Annotated in this window: 12 protein-coding genes; 8 read left to right on the forward strand and 4 right to left on the reverse strand. The window is 73.1% G+C overall.

Annotation, left to right across the window (positions count from 1 at the left end; genetic code table 11):
* Positions 1 to 44 precede the first annotated feature (44 nt).
* Positions 45 to 2,192 (reverse strand): MMPL family transporter, encoded by a 2,148-nt coding sequence (locus tag ACW69E_RS22080; protein WP_457500015.1) that lies wholly within the window; start codon positions 2,190 to 2,192, stop codon positions 45 to 47.
* A 96-nt stretch (positions 2,193 to 2,288) separates the two neighbouring features.
* Between ACW69E_RS22080 and ACW69E_RS22085 the strand changes: the two genes are divergently transcribed.
* Entirely contained in the window at positions 2,289 to 2,843 is a 555-nt protein-coding gene (locus ACW69E_RS22085; protein ID WP_457500016.1) for a MarR family winged helix-turn-helix transcriptional regulator, read from the forward strand.
* Here ACW69E_RS22085 and ACW69E_RS22090 read toward each other — a convergent pair.
* On the reverse strand, positions 2,740 to 4,434 hold the full coding sequence (locus ACW69E_RS22090) for an SDR family oxidoreductase (protein WP_457500065.1): 1,695 nt from the start codon (positions 4,432 to 4,434) through the stop codon (positions 2,740 to 2,742). The two genes, ACW69E_RS22085 and ACW69E_RS22090, sit on opposite strands and share 104 nt — an antisense overlap.
* A gap of 164 nt (positions 4,435 to 4,598) precedes the next feature.
* Between ACW69E_RS22090 and ACW69E_RS22095 the strand changes: the two genes are divergently transcribed.
* Positions 4,599 to 6,665, forward strand: coding sequence for an APC family permease (locus tag ACW69E_RS22095; protein WP_457500017.1), 2,067 nt, complete (start codon positions 4,599 to 4,601; stop codon positions 6,663 to 6,665).
* 67 nt (positions 6,666 to 6,732) lie between these two features.
* Positions 6,733 to 8,112 carry a class I SAM-dependent RNA methyltransferase gene (locus ACW69E_RS22100; RefSeq protein ID WP_457500018.1) on the forward strand — a complete coding sequence of 460 codons (1,380 nt, stop codon included), beginning with the start codon at positions 6,733 to 6,735 and terminating at the stop codon, positions 8,110 to 8,112.
* 648 nt (positions 8,113 to 8,760) lie between these two features.
* Here ACW69E_RS22100 and ACW69E_RS22105 read toward each other — a convergent pair.
* Positions 8,761 to 9,528 carry a calcium-binding protein gene (locus ACW69E_RS22105; RefSeq protein ID WP_457500019.1) on the reverse strand — a complete coding sequence of 256 codons (768 nt, stop codon included), beginning with the start codon at positions 9,526 to 9,528 and terminating at the stop codon, positions 8,761 to 8,763.
* Between the two features lie 391 nt (positions 9,529 to 9,919).
* Between ACW69E_RS22105 and ACW69E_RS22110 the strand changes: the two genes are divergently transcribed.
* Both ACW69E_RS22110 and ACW69E_RS22115 read left to right on the forward strand, forming a co-directional pair.
* Positions 9,920 to 10,525 carry a lytic polysaccharide monooxygenase auxiliary activity family 9 protein gene (locus tag ACW69E_RS22110; RefSeq protein WP_457500066.1) on the forward strand — a complete coding sequence of 202 codons (606 nt, stop codon included), beginning with the start codon at positions 9,920 to 9,922 and terminating at the stop codon, positions 10,523 to 10,525.
* Between the two features lie 1,029 nt (positions 10,526 to 11,554).
* Positions 11,555 to 12,979 (forward strand): non-reducing end alpha-L-arabinofuranosidase family hydrolase, encoded by a 1,425-nt coding sequence (locus ACW69E_RS22115; RefSeq protein ID WP_457500020.1) that lies wholly within the window; start codon positions 11,555 to 11,557, stop codon positions 12,977 to 12,979.
* Between the two features lie 153 nt (positions 12,980 to 13,132).
* Here the strand turns inward: ACW69E_RS22115 and ACW69E_RS22120 are convergent, their stop codons facing one another.
* On the reverse strand, positions 13,133 to 13,297 hold the full coding sequence (locus tag ACW69E_RS22120) for a hypothetical protein (RefSeq protein WP_457500021.1): 165 nt from the start codon (positions 13,295 to 13,297) through the stop codon (positions 13,133 to 13,135).
* A 189-nt stretch (positions 13,298 to 13,486) separates the two neighbouring features.
* Here ACW69E_RS22120 and ACW69E_RS22125 point away from each other — a divergent pair, with 189 nt between their 5' ends.
* The 3 genes from ACW69E_RS22125 to ACW69E_RS22135 all read left to right on the forward strand — a co-directional run bounded on the left by ACW69E_RS22125 (position 13,487) and on the right by ACW69E_RS22135 (position 18,864).
* The gene (locus ACW69E_RS22125) at positions 13,487 to 13,801 is read left to right on the forward strand and encodes a hypothetical protein (RefSeq protein ID WP_457500022.1); all 315 of its coding nucleotides are present in this window, start codon (positions 13,487 to 13,489) and stop codon (positions 13,799 to 13,801) included.
* 183 nt (positions 13,802 to 13,984) lie between these two features.
* Positions 13,985 to 18,694 (forward strand): BREX system serine/threonine kinase PglW, encoded by a 4,710-nt coding sequence (gene pglW, locus ACW69E_RS22130; protein WP_457500023.1) that lies wholly within the window; start codon positions 13,985 to 13,987, stop codon positions 18,692 to 18,694.
* Complete coding sequence (locus ACW69E_RS22135) at positions 18,691 to 18,864, forward strand: hypothetical protein (protein ID WP_457500024.1); 174 nt, start codon at positions 18,691 to 18,693, stop codon at positions 18,862 to 18,864. Before pglW ends, ACW69E_RS22135 begins: the two co-directional genes overlap by 4 nt.
* Positions 18,865 to 18,996 lie beyond the last annotated feature (132 nt).

Here is an 18,996-nt window from a genome sequence, read left to right on the forward strand (position 1 = left end):
CCGCCCCGACCGGGGCACCTGCCGATCTGTCCTGCGCCGTAACGCTACCCGGCGTCCGGCGCGGGGCGCCCCTCCCGGTCCCCTCCGGGCCGTGTCTTCGTCTCCTGGCCGCGGCGGCTCAGCGCGCTGGGCCACCACACGGCCGGGCCGATGTCCCTGGCGAGGGCCGGGACGAGCAGGGAGCGCACGAGGACGGTGTCCATGAGCACGCCGAAGGCGACGATGAAGGCGATCTGGACCAGGAAGGACAGCGGGATCACCACCAGCGCCGCGAAGGTGGCGGCCAGCACCACCCCGGCCGAGGTGATCACTCCGCCGGTGGCGGTCAGGCCCTTGAGCACGCCCATCCGGTTGCCGTGCAGCAGGGTCTCCTCGCGGACCCTGGTCATCAGGAAGATGTTGTAGTCCACTCCGAGGGCGACCAGGAACACGAACCCGTACAGCGGGATGGAGGGGTCGGTGCCGCTGTAGCCGAGGAGGCCCTCGAAGACCAGGGCGGCGATGCCCAGGGTGGCCAGGAAGTTCAGGGCCACGGTCGCCACCAGCAGCACGGGCATCACCACCGACCGCAGCAGCCCGATCAGGATGACCAGAATGATCACCAGGACGACGGGGATGATCAGCGCGCGGTCCTCGCGGGCGGTGTCGCGGCTGTCGAGCTGCTGGGCGGTGTAGCCGCCGACCAGGGCGTCCGCGCCGTCCACCGCGCCCACCGACTCCCGCAGCCGCTCGACGGTCTCCAGGGCCTCGTCGGAGTCGGCCCCGGCCGACAGGGTGGCCTGGACGCTCACCCGGCCGTCGACGACCAGCGGTTCGCCCCCGCCGGGGCGGCCCGAGGAGGTGACCGGGGCGGCCGAGGCGACGCCCTCGGTGTCCTGCGCGGCGGCGGTGACCTCCCGCACCCGGTCGGCGTCCGCGATGATCACGGCGGGGTTGCCGGAACCGCCGGGGAAGTGCTCGTTGAGCCTCTCCTGGGCGGTGACGGACTGGGCCCCGCCGACGAAGATCTCCTTGGTCGGCACGCCGGTGGACGACAGGGCCGGGAAGAACGCGGCGGCGACGGCCAGGCCCGCCAGGGACACCGCCCACACCCGGCGCGGGGAGCGGTCCACCAGGGCCGCCACCCGGCCCCACACGCCCCGGGCGGCCGACGGGTCGGAGGGGTCCGCGGGCGGCTTGGGGCGGGCGGGCCAGTACGCGGACCGGCCGAGCACCGCCAGCACCGCGGGCAGGAAGGTCAGGGCGCTGAGCATCGCGCAGGCGATGCCGATGGCGCCGACCGGGCCCAGGGCGCGGTTGTTGCGCAGATCGCTCAGCAGCAGGGCCAGCAGGCCCAGGGCGACGGTGGAGCCGCTGGCGACGATGGCGCCCAGGGAGCGGCGCAGCGCGGTCCGCGCGGAGCCCACGCGGTCGCCGCTGTGGGCGAGTTCCTCGCGGAAGCGGGCCGACAGCAGCAGCCCGTAGTCGGTGGCGGCGCCGATGACCAGGATGAACAGGATGCCCTGCACCTGGCCGTCCACCCGTACGACGTCCCGTTCGGCCAGGAAGTAGACGATCGCGGTGGCCAGCGCGAGGGCGAAGACCGAGCCGAGGATGATCGCCAGTGGCAGCAGCACGCTGCGGTAGACCAGCAGCAGGATCAGCAGCACCACACTGAGCGCCACGCCCAGCAGCAGCCCGTCGATACCGGCGAACGCCTCGGACAGGTCCGCCTGGGTGGCGGCCGGGCCCGCGACGTACGCCCCGGCGCCCTCCACCTGCCCGGCGGTCTCCAGGATGGCGTCGATGACGTCGCCCATCCCCTCGTCGAGTTCGGAGGAGAGCGGGAGGACGGCCTGCAGGGCCTCGCCGTCCTGGGAGGGCTGCACGGGCGAGGGGCGGCCGGCGACGCCGGGGGCCTGGGCCAGTTCGGCCAGCGCCTGCTCGGCCTGCTGCCGCTGACCGGCGTCGATGCCGCCCTCGTCGGCCTCCCAGACGATGATGGCGGGCACGGTCTCGGAGGTCCGGAAGTCCTCCTGAGCCTCGATCACCTTGGTCGACTCGGCGCTCTCGGGCAGGAAGGAGGCCTGGTCGTTGGTGGAGACCTCGCTGATCTTCCCGGCGTACGGGCCGAAGGCGCCGCCGACCGCCAGCCAGACGACGATCAGCGCGGCGGGCACCAGCCACCTGAGGAAACGCGGTGTGGGTTTCATCGACTCCCCTGAACCGAAGGATGTGGGCACCGCCTGCGCGGGCTTAAATCTTTTTCATTGAGAAACTTGACGATCAAGACTGTATATCGTGGGGGAGTGCACGACTCAGACGACCCCACCGGCAGACCGGCCGGCGAACCCGCCGACGCCGTCGCCGAGCCCCCCGCCGGCCCCGACGGCGGTCCGACCGGGCTCCAGGCGTTCGCCGTACTGCTGCGCCGCATGAACGGCGAGTTCAGCCGCATGGCGCACGACTTCGCCCACTCCCACGGCCTGCACCCCACCGACGTCCAGGCCCTGGTGGAGATCCTGGACGGCGAGCGGGACGGGCCCGTCACCCCCGGGCTGCTGCGCGAACGGCTCCAGCTCACCTCCGGCGCGGTCACCGCCTGCCTGGACCGCCTGGAACGCGCGGGCCACATCCGGCGCACCCGGGACTCGGCCGACCGCAGAATCGTCCACCTCCACTACGCCCCTCGGGGCCGGGAGGTGGCCCGCGAGTACTTCCGTCCCCTCGCGCGTGCCACCGACGCCGTGCGGCAGCGCTTCAGCGACGCGGAACTCCACGCCGTCGTGCGCTTCCTGGCAGCCATGAACGAGGAGTTGGCCGCGCTGCGCCACCACCCGGACGGGAGCCCGCCCCGGAGGTGACCGACCGCCGCCGCCCGACACCCGCGGCCCCCGCCTCGGCCGCCGAGGCGATGTTGCGCGCCATTCCGCCGAATACCACCGCGTGGAACGGCGAAACGCCCCACCAGTACGCCTGCCCCAGCAGACCGTGCGGGTGGAACAGCGCCCGCTGCCGGTAGACGGTCTCCCCGCCCGGCCCCCGGTCCGCCCGCAGCTCCAGCCAGGCCAGCCCAGGCAGCCGCATCTCCGCCCGCAGCCGCAGCAGCCGCCCCGGCTCGATCTCCTCCACCCGCCAGAAGTCCAGCGAGTCGCCCGCACGCAGCCGCTCGGCGTCCCGCCGCCCCCGCTGCAGCCCGATCCCGCCCACCAGCCGGTCCAGCCAGCCGCGCACCGCCCAGGCCAGCGGCGCGGAGTACCAGCCGTTCTCACCGCCGATGCCCTCGATCACCCGCCACAGCGCCTGCGGCGAGGCGGCCACGGTGCGCTCGCGCTCGTCGGTGTAGAGGCTGCCGCCCGCCCAGTTCGGGTCGGTGGGCAGCGGATCGCTGGGCGCGCCGGGGACGGAGGCCGAGGACCAGCGGGTGGCCACCTCCGCGTCCTTGATCCGCTTCAGTGCCAGCCGCAGCGCCTGGTCCAGACCCTGCAGGCCGCCGGGCGGGTCGGGGACGTAGCGGGCGATGTCGTGCTCGGCGCAGACCACCTCGTGCCGCAGCGACTCCGCCAGCGGCCGGGCCAGTGCGCGCGGGACGGGAGTGATCAGGCCGATCCAGTGGCTGGACAGGGTGGGGGAGAGCACCGGCACCGGGACGATGACCCGCCTGGGCAGCCCGGCCACCGCGGCGTAGCGCTGCATCATGTCGTGGTAGGTGAGGATCTCCGGGCCGCCGATGTCGAAGGTCCGGTTCACCTCGGGCGGCAGCGACGCGCAGCCGGCCAGGTAGCGCAGCGCGTCGCGCACCGCGATCGGCTGGAGCCGGGTGCGCACCCAGCTCGGGGTGACCATCAGCGGCAGCCGCTCGGTCAGATAGCGCAGCATCTCGAACGACGCCGAACCCGAGCCGATGATCACCGCCGCCCGCAGCACGGCGGTCGGCACGCCGGAGGCCAGCAGCAGCCGTCCCACCTCGGCGCGGGAGCGCAGATGTGGGGAGAGCTCCTCCTCGGGAACCCCGGCCGGGGTCAGCCCGCCCAGGTAGACGATCCGGCCCACCCCGGCCGCCCGGGCCTGCTCGCCGAAGATCCGCGCGGCCTCGCGGTCGGTGCTCTCGAAGCGGGAGCCGCCGCCCATGGAGTGCACCAGGTAGTAGGCGACGTCCATGCCCTCCATCGCCGCGCGCACCGACGCGGCGTCGGTGACGTCGCCGCGCACCACCTCCGCCCGCTCCGCCCAGGGGTGGTCGCGCAGCTTGGCCGGGGTGCGGGCCAGGCAGCGCACGGTGTGGCCCGCGGCCAGCAGCTCGGGCACCAGCCGGCCGCCGATGTAGCCGGTGGCCCCGGTGACCAGGCAGCGCAGCGGCCGGCCCGCGGGCCCTCCCCCCTGCCCGCCCGTGCTCCCGCTCCCGCCGGTACCGCCGGTGCGGTCCGTACCGCCGTCCTCGCCGCCGCCGTCCATGTGCCGGTCCGTCCTCTCCGCCATACGGCCATGCTTGGCCCCGCCCCCACCTCCCGCAACTCGCGGGGAGTGGCGCCCGGGGCCCGCCTTCCCGCCGTGACCTGCCGCACTCCGGCCCGGCGGCGGTTGGGTGGGCCGGCCAGGTGAGGCTTACGATCCTCTGCGTGTCCAAGCTGACCGACGTGTCCAAACGGATCCTGATCGGCAGTGCGCTGCGCAGCGACCGGCTCACCCAGACGCTCCTGCCCAAGCGCATCGCCCTCCCGGTCTTCGCCTCCGACCCCCTGTCATCGGTCGCGTACGCGCCGGGCGAGGTCCTGATGGTGCTCTCCATCGCGGGGTTTTCCGCCTACCGCTTCGGGCCGTGGATCACCCTCGCCGTCGTCGTGCTCCTGTTCGTGGTGGTGGCGTCGTACCGGCAGAACGTCCGCGCCTACCCCTCCGGAGGCGGCGACTACGAGGTCGCCACCGTCAACCTCGGCCCCCGCGCCGGGCTCACCGTCGCCGGGGCCCTGCTGGTGGACTACGTCCTGACGGTGGCCGTGTCGGTCGCGGCCGGGGTGGAGAACCTCGCCTCGGCCATCCCGTTCGTCTCCGAGAACAAGACCGGCACGGCGGTGGCGGTCATCGCGCTGCTGGCCGTGCTGAACCTGCGCGGCGTACGCGAGTCCGGCACGATATTCGCCGCCCCCACCTACCTCTTCGTCGCCTGTGTGCTCGGCACCATCGCCTGGGGCGCCTTCCGCGGCCTGGTCCTGGGTGACGAGATGTCGGCGCCCAGCGCCGGATACGAGGTCAGCGCCGAGACCGCCGAGCTGACCGGCTTCGCCCTGCTCTTCCTGCTCCTGCGGGCCTTCTCGTCCGGCTGCGCCGCCCTCACCGGCGTCGGCGCCATCAGCAACGGCGTCCCCGCCTTCCGCCGCCCCAAGAGCCGCAACGCCGCGACCACCCTGGCGCTGCTGGGCGGACTGGCCGCCACCATGTTCGGCGGCATCATCGCCCTGGCCCTGGCCACCGGTGTGAAGATGTCCGAGACGCCCGCCACCGACATCCTCATCGACGGCCGCCCCGCCGGCCCCGACTACCACCAGGACCCGGTCATCGCCCAGGTCTCCGCGGCCGTCTTCGGCAACGGCTCGCTCCCCTTCCTCCTGGTCGCCGCGGCCACCGCGCTCATCCTCTTCCTGGCCGCCAACACCGCCTACAACGGCTTCCCCGTCCTCGGCTCGATCCTCGCCCAGGACCGCTACCTGCCCCGCCAGTTGCACACCCGCGGCGACCGGCTGGCCTTCTCCAACGGCATCGTGCTGCTGGCCGTCTTCGCGGGCGTGCTCGTCCACGCCTACGACGCCGACTCCACCCGGCTGATCCAGCTCTACATCGTCGGCGTCTTCGTCTCCTTCACCTTCAGCCAGACCGGCATGGTCCGGCACTGGAACCGCCACCTCGCCCAGGAGACCGACCCCGCGGCCCGCCGCCGGATGAGGCGCTCCCGCGCCATCAACGCCCTCGGCGCCTTCTTCACCGGCCTGGTCCTGGTGGTGGTGCTGGTCACCAAGTTCAGCCACGGCGCCTGGGTCGCACTCATCGGCATGGCGCTCTTCTACGCGATGATGACCGCCATCCGCCGCCACTACGACCGGGTGGCCGAGGAGCTGGCGCTGCCTGCCGAGGCCGGGCGGGAGGAGATGGCCAGGCCCTCGCGGGTGCACTCCATCGTCCTGGTCTCCAAGGTCCACCGGCCCACCCTGCGGGCACTGGCGTACGCCAAGATGATGCGCTCCGACGTCCTGGAGGCCCTCAGCGTCAACGTCGACCCCGAGGAGACCCGCGCCCTGTTCGAGGAGTGGAACCGGCGCGGCATCGACATCCCGCTGAAGACCCTGGACTCCCCCTACCGCGAGGTCACCAGGCCGGTCGTGGAGTACGTCAAGGGCCTGCGCCGCAGCAACCCGCGCGCCGTGGTCAGCGTCTACATCCCCGAGTACGTCGTCGGCCACTGGTACGAGCAGCTCCTGCACAACCAGAGCGCCCTGCGGCTCAAGGGCCGCCTGCTGTTCACCCCCGGCGTGATGGTCACCTCCGTGCCCTACCAGCTGGAGTCCTCCGAGCGCGCCCGGCTGAGGGCGCGCAGGCGCTCGGAGTGGAGCGCGCCCGGCGCGGTGCGCCGCGGCCCCGTCGGCCCCGACCGGCCCGCGGGCCGGCCGGAGGGCGACGGGCGACAGGAGTGACCCGGGCGGACCGGTAGGCTGGAGGACTGCCGTCCATGCGCCCCGCCGTCCGTTGGAGCCGCTCCCCATGCCCCCCGCAACACCCCCCGCCGCGTCCCCCGAAACCGCACCGTCGCTGGTGGGCCGGGAGTACGAGGTCGAGATCGGCCCCGTCGCGCACGGCGGCCACTGCATCGCCCGCACCGAGGAGGGGCGTGTGCTGTTCGTGCGCCACGCCCTGCCCGGCGAGCGGGTCGTCGCGAAGGTGACCGAGGGCCGGGAGGACTCCCGCTTCCTGCGCGCCGACGCCGTCGAGGTCCTGGAGCCCTCCAAGGACCGCGTCGAGGCGCCCTGCCCGTTCGCCGGCCCCGGCCTGTGCGGCGGCTGCGACTGGCAGCACGCCGCCCCCGGAGCCCAGCGGCGGCTGAAGGCCTCCGTCATCGCCGAACAGTTGACGCGGCTGGCGGGGCTCACGGCCGAGGACGCCGGCTGGGACGGCACCGTCGAGCCCGCCCCCGGCGACAAGGTGCCCAAGGGCGAGGTCCCGGCCTGGCGCACCCGCGTCCACTACAGCGTGGACGACGAGGGCCGCGCCGGGCTGCTGCGCCACCGCTCCCACGAGGTGCAGCCCGTCGACCGCTGCCTGATCGCCGCGCCGGAGGTGAGCGAGCTGGGCGTCGAGAAGCGCCGGTGGCCGCAGATCGCCACCGTCGACGCGACCGCCGCCACCGGCTCCGGCGACCGCCAGGTCGTGCTCACACCCCGCCCCGGCGGGCGCCTGCCCCTGGTGGAGCTGGACCGGCCGGTGTCGGTGCTGCGGGGCGAGGAGCCCCGCGGACGCAGCGCGGAGCGCGGCGGCGAGCGGGCCGTGCACCGGGTGCACGGCCGCCCCTTCGTCCGTGAGCGCGCCGTCGGCCGCACCTGGAGGATCAGCGCGGGCGGCTTCTGGCAGGTCCACCCCAAGGCCGCCGAACTGCTGGTCGAGGCCGTGATGACCGGCCTGACGCCGCGCAAGGGCGAGATGGCCCTCGACCTGTACTGCGGCGCCGGGCTGTTCGCCGGAGCCCTGGCCGAGCGCGTCGGGGACAAGGGTGCGGTGCTCGGCATCGAGTCCTCCAGGCGCGCGGTGGAGGACGCCCGCCACAACCTCGCCGACCTCGACCGCGTCCGCGTCGAGCGCGGCAACGTCGAGCAGGTACTGCCGCGCACCGGCATCACCGAGGCCGACATCGTCGTCCTCGACCCGCCCCGCTCCGGGGCCGGCCGGAAGACGGTGCGGCAGGTGGCCTCCCTCGGCCCGCGCCGGATCGCCTACGTCGCCTGCGACCCGGCCGCCCTCGCCCGCGACCTGGCGTACTTCCGCGAGGAGGGCTACGTCCCGCACTTCCTGCGGGCCTTCGACCTGTTCCCGATGACCCACCACGTGGAGTGCGTCGCCGTCCTCAAGCCCGCCCCGAAGCGCCCCTGACCTGAGGTTTCACCGAGCCGGGCACCGCGCTCGACCTGTTCCCGGCCATCCACCGGATGGAACGGCCGCTCCGCCCGCGGAGGCGGCCCGGCCTGCGGTTCTGTCGCGAAGCGCCCCTGGTGCCCACCGCGGTGCGAGGGCCTCGCCCGGAGTCCGGACGCCCGTGTGACGCCCGGCTCCCCACGGCAGGACCGACGGAAGCGGCGTGCCGTGATGTGCGCGACGCGGCCTTGCCGCGGAGTCGCCGGGACCGCCCCGCGGAGCTCGTCGCCGACGGCATCGCCGGTCCCGGCCAACCGGGGTCATACGGAATGCGTCTGAGTGCGCTCAGACGCATTCCGTCGTAGTGGGGCGGGATGACGAAGGCTCCGGTGAGCGGGAGCGTGCCGACCAAACCAGTGGACGCGGCCGGCCTGCCGGTTCTTCGCGAGGGCGGGTGAGCCGAGCAGCCCGGAGACTCACCTCCGCTCCCCGGCCGTCAGGTTCGACGGCCCGGTTCCGCCGGGTCACCTCGTGTCACGCGGGGACCCTCCGCCCGTGGCGTTCGCGGTGTGACACGGTTCGGGTGGCGGGTCGCCGACGGTGGTGGCCCGGCGCCCGCGACGCTGATCGCGACGCGGCCCAGGGGCCTTCGAGCATGGGGCGCGCTTACGGGAGGACGATGTCGCGGCCGGGGCCGCCTTCGAGGTTGTCCCTTCCGGCGCCACCACGGACGAGGTCGTCGCCGCCTTCGCCGTCCAGTGTGTCGTTGCCGGGTCCACCGAGGAGGATGTCGTGGCCGTCCCCGCCCATGGCGTGGTCGTCGCCGGGGCCGGCGTACACGATGTCGTCACCGCCGTAGCCCTCGATCATGTCGTCGCCCCGGCCGCCCCACATCCGCTGGTTGCCGCTGTCACCCATCAGGTGGTCCATGCCGTCCCCGCCGTGCAGGGCCGCGGGTCCCATGACCATGTCGTTCCCCGCGCCGCCCAGCACCGTGCGTGCGGTGTGGGCGTGCAGTTCGTCGTCGCCGGGACCGCCGCTGACGGTGCCGATCCCGGGTGTGAAGGCGGCGATCGTGTCGTCGCCGTCGCCGAGGAAGACGTCGATTCTGTCGGGCCGGGGGCTGTCGGCGGGCAGTTCGCAGACGACGGAGGTGGTGTCCTCGGGCCTGGAGTAGGCACAGTGGTCGCCCGGCGCGAGGGGGACCACGTCGCTGAAGCCGATCCGCCGGATCCCGTCACTGGTGTACATGGTGAATATGCTGAGGTCGTTGACCTGTCCCGCAGCGGCGGTGAAGACGATCGACTGAGTCGCCCAGTCGGCGCCGACACGGGCCTTGGCCTCGGCGGTTGCGGCGGCTGCCGGGCCGGCGGTGAGGCCGGCGGCTAACAGGGTCACGGCGACCGCGCTGACAGCGGCTCGGTTTCGGTTCATGAGACCTCATCTCGATGGGGGGCGGTCGACCCGCTCGGTGTGGTGCTGCCCGGGACCGGGCGGACGGTCGTGGGGGCAGTCTCCCCCACCGGTCCGGAGGATCTGCAAGACCCCGTAATGACCATTCGTCACGGGGGAGACGATGTCCCTACGGCCCGGCCGGCGGTCCGGGGTGGGGTTCTGGCTCCCGACTCCCGGCAGATCCCCTGCTCGCCGCCCCCTCATGTGATCAACTCCGTTTGTTTCATTGACATTTCACTCAGAAGCCGTACTGTTGGGAGCGCTCCCATGGTGCATCGTAACTGGAAGGAGTTCCCCCCACATGCGTAAGAAGAGCCCATTAACCGGACGTTCCCGGACGGCCCTCCGCCGGCCCCTCCAGGCGCTGGTCATGCTGTTCGCCGTGGTCGTCGGCGCACTGACCTGGTCGGCCCCCGCCCAGGCTCACGGCACCATCGTCGACCCCGCCTCCCGCGCGTACCAGTGCTGGAAGACGTGGGGCAGCAACCACACGAACCCGGCCATGCAGACCCAGGACCCCATGTGTTATCAGGCGTTCCAGGCCAACCCTGACACCATGTGGAACTGGATGAGCGCGCTCCGCGACGGCCTCGGCGGCCAGTTCCAGGCGCGGACCCCCGACGGAACGCTCTGCAGCAACAACCTCTCGCGGAACGCCAGCCTGAACAGGCCCGGGGCGTGGAAGACGACCAACGTCAGCAACAACTTCACGGTCCGGCTGCACGACCAGGCGTCCCACGGTGCCGACTACTTCAGGGTCTACGTGAGCAAGCAGGGCTTCGACCCCAAGACCCAGACCCTGGGCTGGGGCAACCTCGACTTCATCACGCAGACCGGCCGCTTCGCCCCGGCGCAGGACATCAGTTTCAACGTCAACACCTCCGGCTACACCGGACACCACATCCTGTTCGTGATCTGGCAGGCCTCGCACCTCGACCAGGCATACATGTGGTGCAGCGACGTGAACTTCGGCTGAGCCGGAGAGCGCCGCACACGGCACCCGCCCCGGCCGGGTGCCGGTAACCCGCAGCCCGGCCGACCGAGCCCCGTCGGGGCAGGGGACCCTTCTGGTCACCCTGCCCCGACGGGGCTGCCTGCGCTCCTGGTGTGAACACCCCCCGATCGCGCGGCAGCCGCACGGCGACCGGCTCCCCACCGTCTCGTCGAGGGCCCGGTCGCCGTCGACGACCGTCCTGGTGCGGCTTTTGGCCGACAGTACGGGCGGGCGGCGGACATGACCCCCGCGGAGGGCGGCCCGTGGCAGACCTCGACGCCGCTCGGCGGCAGGGACTCCGGGTCGCCAATGAGCCGGCGGCGAGCCCTTGGAGGGCCGTAGGCCGAGCCGAGCCCGGCTTCTGGGTTTCGGCCGGTCCAGCAGCATCCGGGGACGCGGCGGACTGCCCCGGAGCGGAACCGGCTGAGGTCCGTCCCGGGGCCCGGCTTCGCCCGACATCCCGCCCGGGGCCCTTGTCGCGGCCTCCCGGAGGGCGGACACCGCCTCCCCGTGAGTCCCGGGGATGTTCCGTCGTCGGGGGCGGCGCATGCGAGAGGTGTTGACGTCGTCCACCGGTTCCCTATCATTCAGGTTGCTCGATACTTCGACCGTCGTTCGGTATTTCGAACGCGTTGGAGGTGCTCACCGTGCAGCAAGGGCATCTCCGGGTCGCACCCCCCACGAACGCCGAGCCGCAAGGAGCCTGGCGCATGCGTATGCCACGGCCTCATGAACCCTTCCCCTTCCGCCGCGAGCCGGCGGCCGCCGACCGGCCTCGCCGCCGGCGCGGCCCTCCCGCGCCGAGCACGCCCTCGGACAGGTCCCGCGGCCATGCCGGAGGGGGGTGGGTGTCGTCGCCCCACCGCCCGAGCGGCAGGACATCCCACCGGCCGACCCGGTCCTCCCCGGCAGCCGCGCCCGGGTGCGCACGCTGACCGCACTGCACCGACAGTCCGGCCGGCCTCCGAAGAGACCGACCGGAACCACCCACTCAAGGTTGGGGGAGCCCCCATGTACAGAGGAAGTTCCATCCGCAGACGTCCGACCGCGGCGCTCGCCGCCGCGGTCGCGGCCCTGGCCGCGCTGGCGGCGATGCTCGTCGCCCCGTCGGCCCAGGCCGCCACCAGTGGCGCCTTACGCGGCGCCGGCTCGAACCGGTGCCTCGACGTGCTGGGTGGCAACACGGACAACGGCACGCAACTGCAGATCTACGACTGCTGGGGCGGGAGCAACCAGCAGTGGACGCTCACGGACGACAACCGGCTGACCGTGTACGGCGACAAGTGCCTGGACGTCCCGGACCACGCCACCGCGCCCGGCACCCGGGTGCAGATCTGGACCTGTTCCGGCGGTGCGAACCAGCAGTGGCGGGTGAACTCCGACGGCACGATCGTCGGCGTGGAGTCCGGGCTCTGCCTGGAGGCCGCGAGCGCCGGGACGGCCAACGGCACGGCGGTGCAGATCTGGACGTGCAACGGCGGCAGCAACCAGAAGTGGACGGGCCTGTCCGGGACGCCGCCGACGGACGGCACGTGCTCCCTGCCGTCGACGTACCGGTGGACGTCGACGGGTGCGCTGGCGCAGCCGGCCCACGGGTGGGCCGCGGTGAAGGACTTCACCGCCGTGAAGCACAACGGCAGGTACCTGGTCTACGGGACGAACTACTCGGGATCGTCGTACGGCTCGATGATGTTCAGTCCCTTCACCAACTGGTCGGACATGGCGTCGGCCGACCAGAGAGGGATGAACCAGGCCGCGGTGGCGCCCACGCTGTTCTACTTCGCGCCCAAGAACATCTGGGTGCTGGCGTACCAGTGGGGTCAGTGGCCCTTCATCTACCGCACGTCGAGCGATCCCACCAACCCCAACGGCTGGTCCTCCCCGCAGCCGCTGTTCACCGGGAGCATCTCCGGCTCCGACACCGGCCCGATCGACCAGACCCTGATCGCCGACGACCGGAACATGTACCTGTTCTTCGCCGGTGACAACGGCAAGATCTACCGGGCGAGCATGCCGCTCGGGAACTTCCCGGGCAACTTCGGATCGTCGTACACGACGATCATGAGCGACACGAAGGCCAACCTGTTCGAGGGCGTACAGGTCTACAAGGTCAAGGGCCAGAACCAGTACCTCATGATCGTCGAGGCGATGGGCGCGAACGGGCGCTACTTCCGCTCCTTCACGGCCTCCAGCCTGAGCGGCTCGTGGACCCCGCAGGCCACCAGCGAGAGCAACCCCTTCGCGGGCAAGGCCAACAGCGGTGCCACCTGGACCAACGACATCAGCCACGGTGACCTGGTCCGCGAGAACCCCGACCAGACCATGACCATCGACCCCTGCAACCTGCAGTTCCTCTACCAGGGCATGACCCCCGGCGCGGGCGGCGACTACAACCGGCTGCCGTGGCGGCCGGGTGTCCTCACCCTGCGGCGCTGACCCGCTCGTTTCCCGGTGAGTGCGTGATGTGGTGCGGTCCGCTGCGCGGATGACCCCACCCGCCGCCCGGCACCCACCACATCGGGGAGCCCCGGCCGTACGACGGCCGGGGCTCCTCCCGCCTTCCCGGACCTGCACCGATCAGTGACCGAGTCAGGAACATCCGTGTTCGCGGTGGTTGAGTTCGTGGTAGCCGCGAAAGTCGAAGAAGCGCAGGCCGTCGATCACGGCGCCCGAGATGATTTCCGGCAGGGTCCACGGGTGGGGGGTGTAGTCGTCCACTGCCACGCCTCCGTGCCCAAGCAGCAGCGAGATCATCCGGTGAACCTCCGCGGTGCCGTCGATCCGCCTGTGCGGCGGGGCCTGAGCCCCGAGCGATGAGCGCGCCCGGCGAGAATTCAACTGAAAGCTCAGTCAAATGGATTGACGTCCGCTGATGCCTGCGTAGGCTGGTTGGTGGCGCTCGACGTGATGTCGGCGTCAACACTGTCTCGGGGGTGGGGCTGAGTGAACGGAACCAGATGCACGCGGTGTGAGCTTCTGATCGGCATGGGATGCGCCTGCCCCTCTCCGGGGAAGGGGCGGCGGAAGCGGCCGGTCGCGGTCCGGCGGATCCCGAAGTCCAAGGCCCGGCAGGGCGTTAAGCGGCCGGACTCCGCCCGCCCGCTCAGGGGCGACGCGTTCTCGTACGGCGATTACGGCGATTACGGCGACGACCGCGCGGCCGAGGAGTTCCGGGAGGAGCTCCGCGACATCACGGAGCGCGGCAGCAGTGTGCGAACCGTCTCGGGTGGGCTGCCCACTCTCGGACGCCGCCGCTGACCCTGCCCCCAGCCCTGGCCGGCGTCCCTGCCGGCCGGGGCGAACGTCTCATAGGTGTGATCCGTGATCCCTCCGCCCATGTCGGACCGACCCGTTAGGATCCCGCCCGGGGACCGGCCCGCGAGCGCCGGCCGGACGGCCCCGGCAGGCCGGGGCGGCGGAGACGACGAGCGAGGACAGCGCATGCGGGAAGGCCGGTGGACCACGGTCACCGAGTCCGAGTTCGATCACGAACGCCGGGGCCTGGAGGCCGTCCGGGAGAGGCTGCCGGACGCCGAACCATGGCGGGCCTGGTCGAACTTCACCTTCACCGCGGGCACCGGGCACGTCCGCGAGGTCGATCTGCTCGTCGTCGCCCCCGGCGGCGTCTACATGATCGAGCTGAAGGACTGGCACGGCTCGGTCACCTCCGTCGGCGGCACCTGGGTGCAGACCACGCCCGACGGCCGGCGCCGCACCCACTCCAACCCCCTGCATCTGGTCAACAGGAAGGCCAAGGAGCTGTCCGGGCTGCTCGGGCAGGCCGGGCAGCCCGGCAGGCGGATCTGGGTCGGCGAGGCCGTCTGCTTCACCGACGACTCACTGCGCGTGAGGCTGCCCGCCCACGACCGGAACGGCGTCCACACGGTCGCCGAGCTGGTCGAGCTGCTCAAGCGGCCCCCGCGTGACGAGCGCGGCAGGATCTCCCCGGGCGACTCCCGCCAGATCAAGGCCGCGCTGGAGAAGATCGGCATCCGCCGCAGCGACGCCGAGTACAAGGTCGGCCCCTACGAGCTGGAGCGCCGCCCCTTCGACTCCGGCCAGACCTGGGCCGACTACGAGGCGCGCCACAGCGAGCTGCCCGAGCGCGCCCGGGTCCGCGTCTACCTGAGCGAGCGAGGCTCGGACTCCTCGCTGCGGCAGTCCGTGGAGAACGCCGCCCGCCGCGAGGCGGCCGTCCTGCAGCGCTTCCGGCACCCCGGCGTCGTCCCCTACCGGCAGTACTTCCCGACCGGGCACCCGGCGGGCCCCGCGCTGGTCTTCGACTACGACCGGCGGACGATGAAGCTGGACGAGTACCTGGTCCAGTACGGCGCGAAGCTGGACATCCTCGGCCGGATGGCGCTGGTCCGCCAGCTCGCCGAGACCATGCGCTCCGCGCACGCCCGGCGCATCCACCACCGGGCCCTGGCCGCCCGCTCCGTCCACGTCCTGCCCCGCCCGGGCGGCGGGCCGGGGAAGGCGGCCGGGGAGGAGGCGGCCTGGCTCAGCCCGGGGCTGCAGATCTCCGACTGGCAGATCGCCACCCAGCGCAGCGCGGACTCCTCCCAGGCCGGGGGCGCCACGCGCCTGGCGCCGACGGCCCTGTCCGCGATGAACCTGGCCGACGACGAGGACCCCTACCTCGCGCCCGAGCTGACCGCGCTCCGCCCCGACCCGGTCTCCCTGGACGTCTACGGCCTCGGCGTCCTCACCTATCTGCTGGTCACCGACCGGGCCCCGGCCGCCAGCCAGGCCGAGCTGCGCGCCCGCCTGGAGACCGGGGAGGGGCTGCGGCCCAGCTCCCTGGTGGACGGCCTGTCGGAGGACGTCGACGAGCTGGTGCAGGCCGCCACGGCGTACAGCCCGGACCGGCGCCTGTCCAGTGTCGACGACTTCCTGGAGATGCTGGAGGTCGTCGAGGACTCCCTGACCGCCCCCGCCTCCGAGGCCGCCACCGACACCGCCTCCGAGGCCGCCGCGCCGGAGAAGGACCCGCTGGAGGCCGTCCCCGGCGATGTGCTCGACGGACGCTGGGAGATCCGCCGCCGCCTGGGCACGGGCTCCACCAGCCGCGCCTTCCTCGTCCGCGACCTTCAGGCGCAGGTGCGCAGGACCCGCCCGCTGGCCGTGCTGAAGGTGGCCCTGTCCGACAGCCGGGGCGACATCCTCGTCCGCGAGGCCGAGGTGATGGGCCGCCTGCGTCCCCACTCCGGCATCATCCGCCTGGTCGAGCCGGAGCCGCTGCGCATCGCGGGCCGCACCGTCCTGGCGCTGGAGTACGTGGGCGACGAACGCGACGAGGCCGGGGAGCCGGGTGAGCGCAAGACCCCCCGCCGCCGCGAGGAGACCGTCGCCCGCCAGCTCCGCGACGACGGCCGGCTCCCGGTCGACCAGCTGGAGGCGTACGGCGACTACCTCTTCGGCGCGGTCGACTTCCTGGAGGGCGAGGGCGTCTGGCACCGCGACATCAAGCCGGACAACATCGCCATCCGCATCCGCCCCAACCGCACCCGCGAACTGGTCCTCATCGACTTCTCGCTCGCCGGATACCCGGCGAAGAACACCGACGCGGGCACCGACGGCTACCTCGACCCGTTCGTCGGCGTCATCACGCGTGGCAGCTACGACTCCCACGCCGAGCGGTACGCCGTGGCCGTCACCCTGCACCAGATGGCCTCCCGCGAGCTGCCCAGGTGGGGCGACGGCAGCGTCCCGCCCCGGATGACGGACGCGAAGGAGTGGCCGTACCCGACCATCGCGGCCGAGGCGTTCGACCCGGCCGTGCGCGAGGGGCTGGTCGCCTTCTTCCGGAAGGCCCTGCACCGTGATGTGAGCAAGCGGTTCCCCGAGCTCAAGCCGATGCGGGACGCCTGGCGCAAGGTCTTCCTCGACGCCTCGCGGGCCGTCCCCTCCAGCCACCGCACCCGCCACCCGGCCCCGGCCGCCACCGGCTCCGCCGCGGGCCCCGGCACGGCCGGGGCGGCTCCCCTCGGCGCCATCGCGGACGCCGAGCCGGAGACCGCCGAGCAGCAGCGCGACCGCCTCGCCGCCGAGGTCACCCGCGACACCCCGCTGACCGTCTCCGGCCTCACGGGCGCGGCCCAGTCCTTCCTCTACGGCCTGGGCATCGGCACCGTCGGTGAACTCCTCGACTACAGCCGCCGCAAGCTCGTCAACGCCCCGGGCCTGGGCGCCAAGACCCGCAACGAGGTGCAGCGGCGGCAGCGGGAGTGGGGCGAGAGGCTGCGCGGCACACCCGTCTCGCCGCTCACGCCCGAGGGCCGGGCGGAGGCGAAGGAGGAGCTGGAGCAGCTCACCGCCGCCGAGTCCGCCCTCGCGGGCGACCTGGCGGCGGCCGACGCCGCCGGCGGGCTGTCGGCCCGCGCCCTGCGCTCGGTCAGCCTCGACGCCCTCGCCACGATCCTCGTCCCGCCGGTCAACAACAACGGCTCCAACCGCAACAAGGCCGAGATGGTGCGGCTGCTGCTGCGCCTGCCCGACGAGCACGGAGTCCTGCCGGACATCGGGGTCTGGCCCAGACAGAAGGACGTCGCCGAGGCGCTGGGGCTCAGCGCCGGGCGCATCCCGCAGATGCTCAAGGAGGAGCGCAGGCGTTGGAAGGCCGCTCCGGCCGTCCGCGCCCTGCGCGACGAGATCCTCGACCTGCTCGCGGGCATGGGGCGCGTCGCCTCCGCCGTCGAGATAGCCGACGCCCTCGCCGTGCGGCGCGGCAGCCAGCTCTCCGAGCGCGAACAGCGGCGCGCGCTGGCGCTGGCGGCCGTGCGCGCCGTGGTCGAGGCCGAGCAACTCGTCCCCGACGAGGCGGAGTTCCAGCACCAGCCCAACCGCAGGGCCACCGAGGAGTCCCTCGGCGCGGGCCTGCTGGCCCTGGACGTGCGCGAGGACGACGCACCGGACACCCCGACCGCGCCCGGTCTGCTGGACTACGCGACCAGACTCGGCAGGACGGCCGACCGTCTCGCCAGGCTGGACACCCTGCCGACGGCCACGACCGTACTGGCGGAGCTGGGCGCGGTGACCGTGCCGCCCGGCACGGTCGACTGGGACGAGCGGCGCATGGTCGAACTGGCCGCCGCCACCTCCGTCAACGCCGCCGCCACCCCGCGCCTGGAGATCTACCCGCGCGACCTGCCCCTCGTCCGCGCCCTGCGGCTGACCCAGGCCGGACTCGTCCGCTGGAACCCGGGCGTGCCGGAGGGCAGGCAGCCCGGCCTGACCGGTGAGGAGATCCACGAGCGGATCCGCGCCCGCTTCCCCGAGCTGGTCGTCCCGGACGGGCGCGGCGGCACGACGCACGACCTGCCGGCCGGCGGACCGCTCACCAAGGCGCTGCGCGAAGCGGGCTTCGAGCTGTCGCTCAAGACGCGCGAGGACACGGGCACGCTGCGCTACCTGCCGACGCGGGTGGACGACGCCTCCAGCTACCTCACGACGGGCGCCTGGCGGCAGTCCACCCGCATCGGCACCGTGACCCGGTACGCGGACGACCCGCAGCTCGCGGGCGCGGTGCGCGCGGAGGAACGGCTCACCGCCTCGGCCCGCCGGGACGGCTACCGGGTGCTGACGGTGAGGCAGCAGCTCGTACGGGACGCGGTGCGGGAACTGGGCGCCGAACGCCTGGGCGCGCGGGCCGTCTCGGTGACCGAGCTGTTCCTCCAGGGCCTGCGTGCGCAGGTCGCGCCGGGCACCAAGCCCACCTGGGAGACCCTGCTCAAGGCGGACGCCGCAGAACCGGGCTCGAAGGGCGCGGTGCGGTTCGCGGAGTACGCGCGGACGGCCTGGGGGTTCGTGGAGCCGCGGATCGCGGAGCTGCTGGGCGAAGGCGAAGGCGATGACGGGAGCGGCGGCGCGGCGGGCCCGGTCCTGCTGACGGAGGCCGGGGTGTTCGCCCGGTACGACGCGATGGGCGTCCTGGACCGGCTGGCGTCGGCGGCCCGGCGGGGCGGGCGGGGGCTGTGGCTCCTGGTCCCGCAGGCCGACCCCTCGCGCGAGCCCAGGCTCGGGCAGGTGGCCGTGCCGTACCAGGCCGGCCTGGGGGAGTGGATCCAGCTTCCGGACACCTGGGTCGGCAACGCCCACCGGGGATCCGGCGAGAACGTGGCGAGTGGTGTCGAGGGAGACGCGAAGTGACCTACCGCAAGGCCCTGTTGGACGACCTGAAGCAGCAGGCCGAGGTGGTCGGGACCGACCTCGGCCACCGGCGGGCCGAGCAGGGCGGGCACGGCCTGACCGACGACGACCTGCGCGCCTGGCGGCCCCCGGCCGCCACCCGGGGCCGCCGCGCCGCCGCGAAGAAGTAGCGGAAGCAGCAGGAACAGCAGAACCCCGGGGCGGGCCGGGCCCGGGGCCTCCGGCCCCGGCCGCCCTCACCACCCGCCCGCCCGTCCACCGCAGAGCCGCACACCGCAGAGCCGCACACCGCACGTCCGCAA

It is taken from the genome of Streptomyces sp. SS8 (assembly GCF_054072955.1).

Bases quoted from the DNA above. Each gene is read 5' to 3' on its own strand.
- ACW69E_RS22080 (WP_457500015.1), bottom strand. From the start codon at position 2,192: ATGAAACCCACACCGCGTTTCCTCAGGTGGCTGGTGCCCGCCGCGCTG.
- ACW69E_RS22090 (WP_457500065.1), bottom strand. From the start codon at position 4,434: ATGGACGGCGGCGGCGAGGACGGCGGTACGGACCGCACCGGCGGTACC.
- ACW69E_RS22100 (WP_457500018.1), top strand. From the start codon at position 6,733: ATGCCCCCCGCAACACCCCCCGCCGCGTCCCCCGAAACCGCACCGTCG.
- ACW69E_RS22105 (WP_457500019.1), bottom strand. From the start codon at position 9,528: ATGAACCGAAACCGAGCCGCTGTCAGCGCGGTCGCCGTGACCCTGTTA.
- ACW69E_RS22110 (WP_457500066.1), top strand. From the start codon at position 9,920: ATGCTGTTCGCCGTGGTCGTCGGCGCACTGACCTGGTCGGCCCCCGCC.
- ACW69E_RS22115 (WP_457500020.1), top strand. From the start codon at position 11,555: ATGTACAGAGGAAGTTCCATCCGCAGACGTCCGACCGCGGCGCTCGCC.
- ACW69E_RS22120 (WP_457500021.1), bottom strand. From the start codon at position 13,297: ATGATCTCGCTGCTGCTTGGGCACGGAGGCGTGGCAGTGGACGACTAC.
- pglW (WP_457500023.1), top strand. From the start codon at position 13,985: ATGCGGGAAGGCCGGTGGACCACGGTCACCGAGTCCGAGTTCGATCAC.